Here is a 13,140-nt window from a genome sequence, read left to right on the forward strand (position 1 = left end):
CATTCAAAAGAGAAGAGCCGGCGTCTTTCGACGTCGGCTCTTTTCATTTCGGCTTGCGGGCAGGCTTACGCTTCGACGATCTCGAACGAATGCGTGAGCTCCGCGGTCTTCGCCAGCATGATCGACGCCGAGCAATACTTGTCGTGCGACAGGTTGATCGCGCGCTCGACCGTCGCCGGGTTGAGGTTCTTGCCGGTCACGGTGAAATGAAAATGAATCTTCGTGAAGACCTTCGGATCTTCGCTCGCGCGATCCGCCTTGAGCGTGACCGAGCAGCCCTGAATTTCCTGGCGGCTCTTCTTCAGGATCATCACGACATCGTAGGCCGTGCAGCCGCCGGTGCCGAGCAGCACCATTTCCATCGGGCGCGGCGCGAGATTGCGGCCGCCGCCTTCCGGTGCGCCATCCATATTGACGAGATGGCCGCTTCCCGTTTCGGCGGCGAAGGCCATGCCGTCTTGTCCCATCCAGCTAACTTTGCATTCCATGCTCAGGCTCCAGCTGCTCAGCGCGTCGTTACAGAAACTTTATTGTAGCGGTTCAGGCAGTCTCGACGGGTCGCTGCTTACGAGCATCCACGGGTTGACGAAGCGAAAATCGACGAGGCGGTCCGTCCTTCGACGGCAGAAATTCAAGTCGAGGATGGCCTCTAAAGCCAAAATAGGCCGGATGATCGACGCGAAACTTTCATAAGTACATGAAAATACGCGAAAATTCTGGATGACGCTCATCGTCTTCATATTTCAAATAGTGAAACTCACTTTCACCATGCAAATCTTCTTGCTTTGCAGCATGACCGTGCCTATACTCGTTTCTGTCTCCTCCACCTCCTCCTTGGTGGATTAAGCCCGAGCCTCAGCTGCCCGGGCTTTTTTTCGTCCTCACGTCGCGCAAAGCAAAGCTTTGACGTACCAGCCAAATTCCCTTTATAATTCAAAGTTCTCTTCGCTACACGCCCGCGGAGAGAGGCTTGTGAGAGCCTGCACGCGTCTCGAACGCACTCATATAAGCAGGGCCGAACAACGCAAAGTTCAAGGGCAGATCAATTTTTTGGATCGATCATGAAGACGTTTTCCGCAAAAGCCGAAGAGGTGACGCGCGAATGGTACGTGATTGACGCGACGGATAAGGTTCTCGGCCGTGTCGCCAGCGAAGTGGCACGCCGTCTTCGCGGCAAGCATAAGCCTGAATTCACCCCGCACGTCGACACCGGTGATTTCATCATCGTCGTCAATGCCGGCAAGCTGAAGGTCACCGGCAACAAGACCACGGACAAGAAGTACTATCGTCACTCGGGCTACCCGGGCGGCATCTACGAAACGACGTTCGGCAAGATGCAAGAGCGTTTCCCGGGCCGCGCGCTCGAGAAGGCTGTCAAGGGCATGCTTCCGAAGGGTCCGCTCGGCTACGCGATGATCAAGAAGCTGAAGGTCTACGCCGAAGCAACGCATCCGCATACGGCTCAACAGCCTAAAGCGCTCGAGATCTAAGGGGAGCCCACATGATCGGTAACTGGAACTACGGTACGGGCCGCCGCAAGAGCGCCGTCGCTCGCGTCTTCATCAAGTCGGGCAAGGGCGAGATCATCGTCAATGGCAAGCCCATCGCCGACTATTTCTCGCGCGAAACGTCGCTGATGATCGTGCGTCAGCCGCTCGAACTCACGAACCACGGCACCACGTTCGACATCAAGGTCAACGTGAATGGCGGCGGTGAAACGGGTCAGGCAGGCGCGGTTCGCCACGGCATCACGCGTGCGCTGATGGACTACGACGCAACGCTCAAGTCGCAACTGTCGAACGCAGGCTTCGTCACCCGCGACGCGCGTGAAGTGGAACGTAAGAAGGTCGGTTTCCACAAGGCACGCCGCAGGAAGCAATTCTCGAAGCGTTAAGCGCTTCGGCGTTTCGCCGTTGTCGGACACCGGCTCCTGGCGAAATTGCTGCAAAGCCGCCCGCACCTTGGTGCCGGCGGCTTTTTCGTTTTGGCGCGCCAAAACAGGATCATGTCGAATTTGCATATAGCCCATTGATTTCATGGACATTCGGCACGATATTGAGATCAGCCCTACAATAGCGGTTAGAAGCTTAATTGGAGAGTTCGAATGAGCGCTGTCAGCGACACCCCCACGACCGAAATGCCGTTGCCGTTCGTCTTCACCGACGCGGCTGCAGACAAGGTCAAGCAATTGATCGATGAAGAGGGCAATCCGGATCTGAAGCTGCGCGTGTTCGTGCAAGGCGGCGGATGCTCGGGTTTCCAGTACGGTTTCACGTTCGACGAAGAAGTCAACGAAGACGACACCGTGATGGACAAGGCAGGCGTGCAGTTGCTGGTCGACTCGATGAGCTATCAGTATCTCGTAGGCGCTGAGATCGACTATAAGGACGACATCAACGGCGCGCAGTTCGTCATCAAGAATCCCAACGCCACCACGACTTGCGGTTGCGGTTCGTCGTTCTCGGTCTGAGCACGAATCAATCGATGTAAGCGAAACGGAGCCTTCGGGCTCCGTTTTTGTTTTTCCGCGCGCTTCAGTGCGGATAGATTGCGCCGAGCACCCGCGCACCCGACGCGCCCGTCACCGCGGGCAGATTGCCCGGCTCGCGCGCGACACAGCGCATCGCAAGCCACGCGAACGCAAATGCTTCGACCTGCTGCGGCGGCACGCCGAGCGCCTCGGTCGTCATGACGGGCACGCCTGAGACGCCGCCGTCTTCCAGCGCCTGCTGGAGCATCTTCATCAAAACCGGATTGCGCGCGCCGCCACCGCACACGTACACGGCCCGCACATCCGACGCGTGACGCGCGATCTCACGGGCGACGGTGGTTGCGGTGAGCGCGGTGAGTGTCGCCTGAACGTCGGCGGGAGCAAGGCTCGCGAAGGCGGCGAGCTTCGCGTCCATCCATGCCGGGTTGAACAGATCGCGGCCCGTGCTTTTCGGCGGAGGCAGTTCGAAAAATGGCTCGTCGAGAAGGGCGTCGAGAAGCGCCGGATGCACCTCGCCTTGCGCCGCGAATTGGCCGCCATCGTCGTAGGCTCGTTGCAGATGACGCAACGCCCATTCGTCGATCAGAGCGTTCGCCGGGCCGCAATCGAAGCCGCGCACTTCGCCGCTTGCCGCAAGAATCGTGATATTGCTGATGCCGCCCAGATTGCACACGACGCGCGTTTCGTTCTTTTCGCCGAAGAGCGTCGCGTGAAACGCCGGCACTAGCGGCGCGCCCTGACCGCCCGCGGCGACATCGCGGCTGCGGAAATCCGCGATCACGTCGATGCTGGTCATCTCCGCGAGCAGCGCCGGATTGTTGATCTGCCGCGTGTAGCCCTTCTCCGGCCGATGCCGCACCGTCTGGCCGTGAACCCCGATCGCGCGCACCTTCGCCGCCGAACAGCCGCTCATGCTCTGCAATTCGTGGCAGCAGACGGCGTAGCGCGTCGCGAGCGCATTTGCCGCGAGCGCCTCGCGTTCGAGTTCGTTGTCGCCGGGCGATTGCAGCTCGAAGAGCGCATCGCGCAAGCCTTTCGAGAAGGACACATGCGCTTCGCCGATCACGACAGGCGGCTTGCCCGTCGCGAATTGCACTGCGACGCCGTCCACGCCATCCATGCTGGTTCCGGACATCAAACCGAAGTACACACCATCCGCCTTGCCGGTTTCGATTGCTTCGGTTTTCTTGGGCACGCTGCTCTCCTCTTCGATGCCATGTTGCCGGGTTTCGCTCAAGCGGCGATTATCCGCGTTATGGATCGAATCGTTAAGACGCGTCTGCCGCCGCCTTGGATCGATGGATGCATTCCGAAACGCCGATGACCGCGTCAAACACGCCTCATCCGACATGAAACGGCGCGGATGACCGCGTCATCGCGTAAAATCCTGAGCCTGAACAAGCAATTGCGCGAGATTTCGTCATTTTCCGCGCGCGCCGCGTTTCGACGCGCGGCGTCCCATCCGGCCACGCCGGACCGCTGCGACGGCATCGAGGCCAGATCGCGCCGCCGTTCGCCAGTCATCGAACCCTTTTGACTTCACAAGCCGCAAGCATGACCACAGATTCCAACGCTTCTTCCGCGCCCGCCGCCGCGCAGAGCTTTCCGATCACCGACGATGTGAAAAACGCGCTCGCCATCGCCAAGCGTGGCTGCGACGAACTGCTGATCGAAGACGAATTCGCGCAGAAGCTCGCAAGGAGCGCGGCGACGGGCAAGCCGCTGCGCATCAAGCTCGGTCTCGATCCGACCGCGCCCGACATTCACATCGGCCATACGGTCGTGCTGAACAAGATGCGTCAGTTGCAGGATCTCGGCCATCAGGTCATTTTCCTGATCGGCGACTTCACTTCGCTGATCGGCGATCCGTCCGGCCGTAACGCGACGCGCCCGCCGCTCACGCGCGAGCAGATCGAAAGCAACGCGAAGACGTATTTCGAGCAGGCTGCGCTCGTGCTGGATCGCGAGAAGACCGAAATCCGCTACAACAGCGAATGGTCGATGCCGCTCGGCGCGGACGGCATGATCAAGCTCGCATCGCGTTACACGGTTGCGCGCATTCTCGAACGCGAAGACTTCACGAAGCGCTTCCAAGGCGGCGTGCCCATTTCCATCCACGAATTCCTGTATCCGCTGATGCAGGGTTACGACTCCGTCGCGCTGAACGCGGATCTCGAACTCGGCGGCACGGACCAGAAGTTCAACCTGCTCGTCGGCCGCGAGTTGCAGAAGCAGTACGGCCAGGAACAGCAGTGCATCCTGACGATGCCGCTCCTCGAAGGCCTCGACGGCGTCGAGAAGATGTCGAAGTCGAAGAACAACTACATCGGCATCAGCGAAAAGCCGACCGAGATGTTCGGCAAGCTGATGAGCATTTCGGACGTGCTGATGTGGCGTTACTTCGAGTTGCTGTCGTTCCGCAGCATCGAGGAAATTGCGCGCTTCAGGAAAGAGGCCGAGGGCGGCCGCAATCCGCGCGATTTCAAGGTGATGCTCGCGCAGGAGCTCGTGACGCGCTTCCACTCTTCGTCGGATGCGGAACGCGCGCTCGACGACTTCAACCATCGCGCGAAGGGCGGCGTGCCGGACGACATTCCGGCGGTGACGCTCGCGGGCGCGCCGCTCGCGATCGGCCAGTTGCTGAAGCAGGCGGGTCTCGTGCCGTCGACGAGCGAGGCGCTGCGCAACATCGAGCAGGGCGGCGTGAAGATCGATGGCGCGACCGTCTCCGACAAGGGCCTGAAGATCGAGGCGGGCGAGTTCGTGGTGCAGGTGGGCAAGCGCCGTTTCGCGCGCGTCACGCTGACCGCTTGAGCCGATGATCGCGCTCATACAGCGTGTGAAGCGCGCCGATGTGCGCGTGGGCGAGCGCGTGACCGGCGCGATCGACGCGGGCTTGCTCGCGCTGGTCTGCGCCGAGCGGGGCGACAACGAAGCCGCCGCCGACAAGCTCCTCGCCAAGATGCTCGCGTACCGCGTGTTCAGCGATGCCGCGGGCAAGATGAACCTCCCGGTGCAGAACATGGATGGCGCGGGCCGCGCGGGCGGCGTCCTGCTGGTCTCGCAATTCACGCTCGCCGCGGATACGTCGAGCGGCCTGCGCCCGAGTTTCACGCCCGCCGCTCCGCCCGACGAAGGCAAGCGGCTTTTCGATTACTTCGTCGAGCAGGCGCGCGCGAAGCATCCGATCGTCGAGACGGGCGAATTCGGTGCGGAGATGCAGGTGTCGCTCGTCAATGACGGGCCGGTTACTTTCTGGCTTCAGGTGCCTCCATGACGACTCAGGTCCTTTTCATCCGGCACGGCGAGACCGACTGGAATCGCATCAAGCGCATTCAGGGGCATATCGACATTCCGTTGTCCGAGCACGGCTTCCTGCAAGCCGAACAGCTCGGAGCACGCCTTGCTCGCGAAGGCCGTATCGACGCGGTTTATTCGAGCGATCTGCAACGCGCGCAGCAAACGGCGCGTCCATTCGCGGATGCGCTGGGGCTCGAATTGCGCTTGTCGGAAAAATTGCGCGAGCGGTTTTACGGCGCGTTTCAAGGCCACGACAGCGACGAAATCAACGACAAGTTTCCCGCTGAATACGTCGAATGGCAGACGCGCGATCCCGGTTTTTCACCGCCCGGCGACGGCGAATCACAGCGCGTGTTTTATCACCGCGTCGTGCATGCGATGGAACCGATCGTTGCCGCGCATCCGGGCGGACGTATCGCGGTCGTCGCGCATGGCGGCGTGCTCGATTGCATCTATAGATTCGCGATGAAACTGTCGCTGCAGGAACCGCGCATGTGGCCGTTGCTCAATTGCAGCGTCAATGTGGTGGACTTTGAGGGCGGCGGCGCGACGGTTGTGTCGTGGGGTGACGTCACGCATTTGACCACGGATACCGACGACGACAACTTGCGCAAGCGCGCCTAGCCGTTGCTCGTATCCCAAAGATCCCGAATCGGCCCCGCATCCGGCGCAGCAAGACCAAAGTGCCGATAAGTAAGCATCGTCGCGACGCGGCCGCGCGGCGTGCGCTGCAAAAACCCTTGCTGGATCAGATACGGCTCCAGCACGTCCTCGATCGTGTCGCGCTCCTCGCCGATTGCCGCAGCGAGATTGTCCACGCCGACCGGCCCGCCATCGAACTTGTGCAGGATCGCTTCGAGCAGCTTGCGGTCCATCAGATCGAAGCCGACGGGATCGACGTCGAGCATCTTCAGCGCGCGGTCGGCGACATCGGAGGTAATCATGCCGTCCGCTCTGACTTCGGCGTAGTCGCGCACGCGGCGCAGCAGGCGGTTCGCGATCCGCGGCGTGCCACGCGAGCGCTTCGCGATTTCCAGCGCGCCTTCGGGCACGATCTCGGCCTTCAACAGCGACGCCGACCGCGACACGATACGCGCCAGTTCGCTCGCGTTATAAAACTCCAGCCGCGACACGATGCCGAAGCGGTCGCGCAACGGATTCGTCAGCATGCCCGCGCGCGTGGTCGCGCCGACCAGCGTGAACGGCTGCAGATCCAGCTTCACGCTGCGCGCGGCCGGTCCTTCGCCGATCATGATGTCGATCTGATAATCCTCTAACGCCGGATACAGTATTTCCTCGACGACCGGCGATAGCCGGTGAATCTCGTCGATGAACAGCACGTCGTTAGCTTCGAGATTGGTCAGGAGGGCCGCGAGATCGCCCGCGCGCTCCAGCACCGGGCCAGAAGTCTGCCGCAGATTCACGCCCATTTCCCGCGCGATGATATGCGCGAGCGTCGTCTTGCCGAGACCCGGAGGCCCGAACAGAAGTACGTGATCGAGCGCTTCGGAGCGCCGCTTGGCCGCTTCGATGAAGATTTCGAGCTGCCCGCGCGCCTTTTCCTGCCCGATGTATTCGTCGAGCTTGTGCGGGCGCAGCGCGCGCTCGAACGCTTCCTCGTTCGGCGAGACGGGCTTGGCCGAGATGACGCGTTCGGCGGCGAGTTTGTCGGTTTCGATCATGGGTCGATTGTACAGCGAGGATTCTCGCGGCGAATCTGGCCGAATGGCCTAGGCCGTCACGCCTTCGAGAGCGCCTTCAGCGCCAGCTTGATGCCCTCAGACACCCCCGTGCCCGCCGGCACGTTCTTGACGGCGGCGAGCGCTTCCTTTTCGGAATACCCAAGCGCGAGCAGCGCGTTGAGGATATCGGACGCGTGATCGGACTGTGAAACCGTGCCCGCGATCGCGCCGAGATCCGCGCCGAGCTTGCCTTTCAGTTCGAGCAGCAGCCGCTCCGCCGTCTTCTTGCCGATGCCGGGCACGCGCGTGAGGCGCGCGGCGTCCTGCGTCGTCACGGTCTGCGAGAGTTCGTGCACGCTCATGCCCGAAAGCACGGCCAACGCCATCCGCGCGCCGATGCCGCTTATTTTCAGCAACTCGCGGAACGTCGAGCGCTCCTGCGCGGTGAGAAAGCCGTACAGCAGATGCGCATCCTCGCGCACGATCAGTTGCGTGAGCAGCACGACTTTTTCGCCGGTGTTCGGGAGGTTGTAGAACGTGCTCATCGGCACGTCGATTTCGTAGCCGACGCCGTTGCAATCGACGAGCAGGTGCGGCGGATTTTTTTCCAGCAGAACGCCGGCGATGCGACCGATCATGTGTTTGAACCAGGAAAAGTGTTATTGGCCTTATTAGCCGATGAGCCTGCCGCGCCGCACGCGCAAGCCTTTCTTCGCAAGCCCCGGCGCGATGCCGCCCAACGCCGCGAGACCGGTGCCCCCGTGCGCGTGACAGATGGCCATGCCGAGCGCGTCGGCGGCGTCGGTGCTCGGCACGCCGGAAAGGCTCAAGAGACGCACGACCATCTGCTGCATTTGTTCCTTCGTCGCGCGTCCGTAGCCGACGACGGCCTGCTTCAACTGCAACGCCGTGTACTCCGCAACCGGCACGCCGCTCGCGACGAGCCCGCAAATGGCCGCGCCGCGCGCCTGCCCGAGCAGCAGCGTCGATTGCGGATTCACGTTGACGAAGACTTTTTCGATCGCGGCCTGATCCGGATTGTGCTGCGAGATAAGTGTCGAGATACCGCTGAAAATGGTGTTCAGGCGCGAAGGCAAGTCGGCATCGGCCGTCTTGATGACGCCGCTCGTCACGTAAGTGAGCGTGTGCCCCGTCTTGTCGATGATGCCGAAGCCCGTCACGCGCAGGCCGGGGTCTATGCCTAGGATTCTCATTCGTTCGCGATGCGCGTAGTCCAAATCAAAAAGGCCTGCTTGCGCCGTTCTAGCGCAAACAGGCCAATCTTAAATGAAGCAGACGGGATTAATGACGGAAATGACGCGTGCCGGTGACGATCATCGCGACATTGTGTTCGTCGGCGGCGGCGATCACTTCGTCGTCGCGCATGGAACCGCCCGGCTGGATCACGCAGGTCGCGCCCGCATTCACGACGACATCGAGGCCGTCACGGAACGGGAAGAACGCATCCGAGGCCACCGCCGAGCCGTTCAGCGTCAGACCGGCGTTCTGCGCCTTGATGCCCGCGATGCGCGCCGAATCCACGCGGCTCATCTGGCCCGCGCCGACGCCGAGCGTCATGCCGCCGCCGCAAAACACGATCGCATTCGACTTCACGTATTTCGCGACGCGCCACGCGAACATCAGATCGTCCATTTCCTTCGGCGTCGGATGGCGCTTCGTCACGACCCGCAGTTCGTGCGGCTGCACGTTCTTCGCATCGAGCGACTGCACCAGCAGGCCGCCGCCGACGCGCTTCAGATCGAACGTGTTGTGACCGTCGCCGAGCGCGATCTGCAACAGGCGCACGTTCTGCTTCGCCGCGAACACGGTGCGGGCCGCGTCGCTGAACGACGGCGCGATCAGCACTTCGACGAACTGTTTCGCGACCGCTTGCGCGGTGGCTTCATCGACTTCGCGATTGAACGCGATGATCCCGCCGAACGCCGAGGTCGGGTCCGTCTTGAACGCCTTCGAGTACGCTTCGGCCGAATTTGCACCAACCGCCACGCCGCACGGATTCGCGTGCTTGATGATGACGCACGCGGGCGCATCGAACGTCTTCACGCATTCCCACGCGGCGTCGGAATCGGCGATGTTGTTGTACGACAGTTCCTTGCCCTGCAGCTGCTCGTAGTTCGCGAGCGCGCCGGCGGGCACCGAAAGGTCGCGATAGAACGCCGCGCTCTGATGCGGATTCTCGCCGTAGCGCAGATCCTGAACCTTCTCGAACGCCATGTTGAAGGTCGCCGGATACGTGTTGCGGCTCGCATGCTGCAGCTCTTCGGTGAGGCTCGTCAGATAGTTCGTGATCGCGCCGTCGTATTGCGCGGTGTGCGCGAACACCTTCGTCGCGAGACGGAAGTTCGTCTTGTAGCCGACGGCATTATTGTTCGCGCGCATCTCGTCGAGCACGCCAGCGTAATCGGCCGGATCGACGACGACCGTCACGTCGCGATGATTCTTCGCCGCCGAGCGCAGCATGGTCGGGCCGCCGATATCGATGTTCTCGATCGCGTCTTCCAGCGAGCACTCTTCCTTCGACACCGTCTGCACGAACGGATAGAGATTGACGACCAGCAGATCGATGGTCGGAATATCGTGCTTTTCCAGCGCGGCCATATGCTCGGGCAGGTCGCGGCGCGCGAGAATTCCGCCGTGAACCTTCGGATGCAGCGTCTTCACGCGACCGTCGAGCATTTCCGGGAAGCCGGTGTAGTCGGCGACCTCAGTCACGGGCAGGCCCGCGTCGGCGAGCAGTTTCGCGGTGCCGCCGGTCGAGAGGAGCTTGACGCCGAGCGCCGATAGCGATTTGGCGAAATCGACGATGCCGGATTTGTCGGAAACGGAGAGGAGCGCTTGCTTGATCATGATGAACACTGAAACCGAAAAGGGAAACCAGGCCGGACCAAGGCGCGCGCCTCAGTCCGAAGAATCAAATCAATCCGTGCTGCTGAAGCTTCTTGCGTAAGGTGTTGCGATTGATGCCGAGATACTCGGCAGCGAGCGATTGGTTTCCGCCCGCCTGCTCGAGCACCACTTCGAGCATCGGTTTTTCCACGCACGAAATCACCATGTCGTATACGTCGTGCGGGTTGGAGCCGTCCAGGTCCTGGAAGTAGTTGTCGAGGCTCTGGCGGACGCATTGTTCGATGTTATGTCTGCTCATGCGGCAATCAGTCGGTCTGTCGTGTTGTTGTTCCCGCCGCACGATTCTTCCCCGTCCGCGTCTTCGGCGTCACCGGACTCGTCCACATAGACGAGGCGGTCCGACAACGCCTTTTGCGCGTCAAAGAATTCGTTGACGGCGAGCAATTGTTCTTTGGTCGTGTCCAGCGTATTCATCCGGTGCCGGAAGGTGTTGGCGCCGGAAAGGCCGCGAGTGTACCAGCCGATATGCTTGCGCGCAGTCCGTACGCCCGTGAATTCCCCATAAAAGGCGTAGTGATCTTCGAGGTGTTCGTTCATCACCTGCTGGATCTCGTCGATGCGCGGCGGCGGCAGGCGCTCGCCCGTCTTCAGAAAATGCTCGATCTCGCGAAACAGCCACGGACGACCCTGCGCCGCGCGGCCGATCATGATGGCGTCGGCGCCGGTCGCGGCGAGCACGTCGCGCGCTTTTTCGGGCGTCGTGATGTCGCCGTTCGCGACGACGGGAATGGTCACCGACGCCTTCACGGCCGCGATGGTGTCGTACTCCGCGTCGCCCTTGTAGAGATCGGCGCGTGTGCGGCCGTGGACGGTGAGCATCGAAATGCCCGCTTCCTGCGCGATCCGCGCAATGGTCAGCGCGTTCTTGTTCTCGCGATTCCACCCCGTGCGAATCTTGAGCGTGACCGGCACGGCGTCCGGACCCACGCCGACCGCCTGCACCACGGCTTCCACGATGCGCGCGACGAGCGGTTCGTTCTGCAGCAGTGCCGACCCCGCCGCGACGTTGCACACCTTTTTCGCCGGACAGCCCATGTTGATGTCGATGATCTGCGCGCCGTTCGCGACATTGTGGCGCGCGGCTTCCGCCAGCATCTGGGGATCGGCCCCGGCGATCTGCACCGAGATCGGCTCGACCTCGCCCGCGTGATTCGCGCGGCGCATGGTCTTCTCGCTTTTCCACAACTGCGCGTTCGACGCGACCATCTCCGACACCGCGTAGCCCGCGCCCATGCGCTTGCAGAGCTGCCGGAACGGGCGGTCGGTGACGCCTGCCATCGGAGCGACGAACAGGTTATTGCGCAGGACGTGTGAACCGATGGTGGGCATGAAGGCTAAACGATCCGCGCTGCGTTTCCGGCAAAAGCCGGGTCAGGCGGATGCAACGTTGCTTAAGGGGAAACGCATATTTTAACGCGAAGAGCGTGCTGAATTTAAGAGCAATCGCATGCAAGTCTTTAAATCTTCTATGAAAGAAGGCGTGTTCATAGAGGATAAGTTCCTTCGTTTAGTGCAGACGGTTGCCTTTTTCCGTGCCGGATCAACGTCGCTGGCCGAACATCATCTGCCGGGCGAGCGCGGATTTCACCGGCGGAAGGAACTCGAGCGCGGTGAGGGCGAGACCGCGCATCGCGGCCAGCGGCGGGAAATCGACCGTGAAGATGCGCGCGAGCGTGTCGGTGGCGCCGATCGTCAGGCGCCGGTCGAGCGCGCGGCGCTGTGCGAAGCGGGCGAGCGCGAGCGGGCGCGGGCCGTCGGCGGACAACGCGTCGGTGAGCGCGAGCGCGTCGCGCAAGCCGAGGTTCAGACCCTGACCCGCGACCGGATGCAGCGTCTGCGCGGCATTGCCGATGGCAACGGTGCGCCTGTCGACGAGCACATCGAGCGCGGTCAGGCCAAGCGGAAACGCCGCACGCGACGTGATCCGCGTGAAGCGGCCCATGCGCGTGCCGAAGGCGGCGCCGAGTTCGGCGAGGAAAGTGTCGTCGTCGAGTTGCATGCGGCGCGCGGCTTCGTCGGGCGTACTGCACCAGACGAGCGAGTAGTCCGCGTGACGCTGACCGCCGCATGGCAGAAGCGCGATCGGCCCTTCGCTGGTGAAGCGTTCCCACGCGACATTCGCTCGCGGATCCGATACGCTCACCGTGCCGACGATGGCCGTTTGCCCGTAATCCCGGGCGCGGCGCTCGCCGGGCGCGGCCACATCGCTCTTCTGATACAGACCGCCTTCGGCATTCACGAGCACTTTCACGCGGACCGTGCGCTCGCCGCCCGACGACTGCAGCGGCAGCGTGACGCCGTCGTGATCCTGCAGCGGCGCGAGGGCGGAGGTATCTGTGCACCAATCGACGTTGGTCGAGCGCACCGCATCGGCGAGCGCGCCGACGAGCGAGCCGTAGCGCACCACATAGCCCAGTTCGGGCAATTCGTGCTCGTCGTGCTCGATCAGCGTGCGGCCGAAGTGTCCGCGCTGCGACACGTGAATGCGGCGGATCGGCGTGGCGTCACCGGGGAAGCCGAGCGGCTGAAGCATCACGCGGCTGCCGTGCGACAGTGCGAGCGCGCGCGGATCGCTGGCGGCGGCATCGGGCGTGCGCGCGTCGATCAGCGCGATGGAGAGCCGCGATGTAGCACTGCGCCGCGCGAGCCAGCCGGCGAGCGCGAGCCCGACCGGCCCCGCGCCGACGATGGCGATGTCGTAGTCGAAATGCGGTTCGATGCCTTGGACGTCGCTCATGT

15 protein-coding genes are annotated in these 13,140 nt (G+C 62.4%); 6 read left to right on the forward strand and 9 right to left on the reverse strand.

What is annotated here, in order from left to right; all coding sequences use genetic code 11:
* Window positions 1-65 precede the first annotated feature (65 nt).
* Window positions 66-488, reverse strand: a complete 423-nt coding sequence (locus IAG25_RS26565) for an OsmC family protein (RefSeq protein ID WP_035497674.1) — start codon at window positions 486-488, stop codon at window positions 66-68.
* Window positions 489-1,061: 573 nt separating this feature from the next.
* Between IAG25_RS26565 and rplM the strand changes: the two genes are divergently transcribed.
* From rplM to erpA, 3 genes are all read left to right on the forward strand, one after another.
* Complete coding sequence (gene rplM / locus IAG25_RS26570) at window positions 1,062-1,490, forward strand: 50S ribosomal protein L13 (RefSeq protein ID WP_008351572.1); 429 nt, start codon at window positions 1,062-1,064, stop codon at window positions 1,488-1,490.
* Window positions 1,491-1,501: 11 nt separating this feature from the next.
* Window positions 1,502-1,894, forward strand: a complete 393-nt coding sequence (gene rpsI, locus IAG25_RS26575) for a 30S ribosomal protein S9 (RefSeq protein WP_035497678.1) — start codon at window positions 1,502-1,504, stop codon at window positions 1,892-1,894.
* 210 nt (window positions 1,895-2,104) lie between these two features.
* On the forward strand, window positions 2,105-2,470 hold the full coding sequence (erpA, locus tag IAG25_RS26580; protein ID WP_035497680.1) for an iron-sulfur cluster insertion protein ErpA: 366 nt from the start codon (window positions 2,105-2,107) through the stop codon (window positions 2,468-2,470).
* Window positions 2,471-2,534: 64 nt separating this feature from the next.
* Here erpA and IAG25_RS26585 read toward each other — a convergent pair whose 3' ends face one another.
* Entirely contained in the window at window positions 2,535-3,665 is a 1,131-nt protein-coding gene (locus IAG25_RS26585) for an anhydro-N-acetylmuramic acid kinase (RefSeq protein WP_187607619.1), read from the reverse strand.
* A 380-nt stretch (window positions 3,666-4,045) separates the two neighbouring features.
* Here IAG25_RS26585 and tyrS point away from each other — a divergent pair, with 380 nt between their 5' ends.
* From tyrS to IAG25_RS26600, 3 genes are read left to right on the forward strand one after another with little or no spacing between them, the layout of a single operon-like run.
* A complete protein-coding gene (gene tyrS / locus IAG25_RS26590; protein ID WP_187607491.1) occupies window positions 4,046-5,305 on the forward strand; it encodes a tyrosine--tRNA ligase in 1,260 nt (419 codons plus the stop codon).
* Window positions 5,306-5,309: 4 nt separating this feature from the next.
* Complete coding sequence (gene dtd / locus IAG25_RS26595) at window positions 5,310-5,768, forward strand: D-aminoacyl-tRNA deacylase (protein ID WP_187607492.1); 459 nt, start codon at window positions 5,310-5,312, stop codon at window positions 5,766-5,768.
* Window positions 5,765-6,415: a histidine phosphatase family protein gene (locus IAG25_RS26600; RefSeq protein WP_187607493.1), complete on the forward strand. Its 651-nt coding sequence runs from the start codon at window positions 5,765-5,767 to the stop codon at window positions 6,413-6,415. The genes dtd and IAG25_RS26600 overlap by 4 nt, the downstream gene beginning before the upstream one ends.
* Here the strand turns inward: IAG25_RS26600 and ruvB are convergent.
* From ruvB to IAG25_RS26635, 7 genes are all read right to left on the reverse strand, one after another.
* Window positions 6,412-7,473: a Holliday junction branch migration DNA helicase RuvB gene (ruvB, locus tag IAG25_RS26605; protein WP_187607494.1), complete on the reverse strand. Its 1,062-nt coding sequence runs from the start codon at window positions 7,471-7,473 to the stop codon at window positions 6,412-6,414. The genes IAG25_RS26600 and ruvB overlap by 4 nt on opposite strands.
* 56 nt (window positions 7,474-7,529) lie before the next feature.
* Window positions 7,530-8,111 carry a Holliday junction branch migration protein RuvA gene (ruvA, locus tag IAG25_RS26610; protein WP_187607495.1) on the reverse strand — a complete coding sequence of 194 codons (582 nt, stop codon included), beginning with the start codon at window positions 8,109-8,111 and terminating at the stop codon, window positions 7,530-7,532.
* 33 nt (window positions 8,112-8,144) lie between these two features.
* Entirely contained in the window at window positions 8,145-8,687 is a 543-nt protein-coding gene (gene ruvC / locus IAG25_RS26615; protein ID WP_187607496.1) for a crossover junction endodeoxyribonuclease RuvC, read from the reverse strand.
* A gap of 88 nt (window positions 8,688-8,775) precedes the next feature.
* Window positions 8,776-10,341, reverse strand: coding sequence for a bifunctional phosphoribosylaminoimidazolecarboxamide formyltransferase/IMP cyclohydrolase (gene purH, locus IAG25_RS26620; protein ID WP_187607497.1), 1,566 nt, complete (start codon window positions 10,339-10,341; stop codon window positions 8,776-8,778).
* A gap of 64 nt (window positions 10,342-10,405) precedes the next feature.
* On the reverse strand, window positions 10,406-10,639 hold the full coding sequence (locus tag IAG25_RS26625; RefSeq protein ID WP_008351548.1) for a Fis family transcriptional regulator: 234 nt from the start codon (window positions 10,637-10,639) through the stop codon (window positions 10,406-10,408).
* On the reverse strand, window positions 10,636-11,730 hold the full coding sequence (gene dusB / locus IAG25_RS26630) for a tRNA dihydrouridine synthase DusB (protein WP_187607498.1): 1,095 nt from the start codon (window positions 11,728-11,730) through the stop codon (window positions 10,636-10,638). The genes IAG25_RS26625 and dusB overlap by 4 nt, the downstream gene beginning before the upstream one ends.
* Before the next feature lie 211 nt (window positions 11,731-11,941).
* The gene (locus IAG25_RS26635) at window positions 11,942-13,138 is read right to left on the reverse strand and encodes a UbiH/UbiF/VisC/COQ6 family ubiquinone biosynthesis hydroxylase (RefSeq protein ID WP_187607499.1); all 1,197 of its coding nucleotides are present in this window, start codon (window positions 13,136-13,138) and stop codon (window positions 11,942-11,944) included.
* Window positions 13,139-13,140 lie beyond the last annotated feature (2 nt).

The sequence above is a fragment of the Caballeronia sp. EK genome (assembly GCF_014384845.1).
Taxonomy (GTDB): Bacteria; Pseudomonadota; Gammaproteobacteria; order Burkholderiales; family Burkholderiaceae; genus Caballeronia; species Caballeronia jiangsuensis.

Bases quoted from the DNA above. Each gene is read 5' to 3' on its own strand.
- IAG25_RS26565 (WP_035497674.1), bottom strand. From the start codon at position 488: ATGGAATGCAAAGTTAGCTGGATGGGACAAGACGGCATGGCCTTCGCC.
- rplM (WP_008351572.1), top strand. From the start codon at position 1,062: ATGAAGACGTTTTCCGCAAAAGCCGAAGAGGTGACGCGCGAATGGTAC.
- rpsI (WP_035497678.1), top strand. From the start codon at position 1,502: ATGATCGGTAACTGGAACTACGGTACGGGCCGCCGCAAGAGCGCCGTC.
- erpA (WP_035497680.1), top strand. From the start codon at position 2,105: ATGAGCGCTGTCAGCGACACCCCCACGACCGAAATGCCGTTGCCGTTC.
- tyrS (WP_187607491.1), top strand. From the start codon at position 4,046: ATGACCACAGATTCCAACGCTTCTTCCGCGCCCGCCGCCGCGCAGAGC.
- dtd (WP_187607492.1), top strand. From the start codon at position 5,310: ATGATCGCGCTCATACAGCGTGTGAAGCGCGCCGATGTGCGCGTGGGC.
- IAG25_RS26600 (WP_187607493.1), top strand. From the start codon at position 5,765: ATGACGACTCAGGTCCTTTTCATCCGGCACGGCGAGACCGACTGGAAT.
- ruvB (WP_187607494.1), bottom strand. From the start codon at position 7,473: ATGATCGAAACCGACAAACTCGCCGCCGAACGCGTCATCTCGGCCAAG.
- ruvA (WP_187607495.1), bottom strand. From the start codon at position 8,111: ATGATCGGTCGCATCGCCGGCGTTCTGCTGGAAAAAAATCCGCCGCAC.
- ruvC (WP_187607496.1), bottom strand. From the start codon at position 8,687: ATGAGAATCCTAGGCATAGACCCCGGCCTGCGCGTGACGGGCTTCGGC.
- purH (WP_187607497.1), bottom strand. From the start codon at position 10,341: ATGATCAAGCAAGCGCTCCTCTCCGTTTCCGACAAATCCGGCATCGTC.
- IAG25_RS26625 (WP_008351548.1), bottom strand. From the start codon at position 10,639: ATGAGCAGACATAACATCGAACAATGCGTCCGCCAGAGCCTCGACAAC.
- dusB (WP_187607498.1), bottom strand. From the start codon at position 11,730: ATGCCCACCATCGGTTCACACGTCCTGCGCAATAACCTGTTCGTCGCT.
- IAG25_RS26635 (WP_187607499.1), bottom strand. From the start codon at position 13,138: ATGAGCGACGTCCAAGGCATCGAACCGCATTTCGACTACGACATCGCC.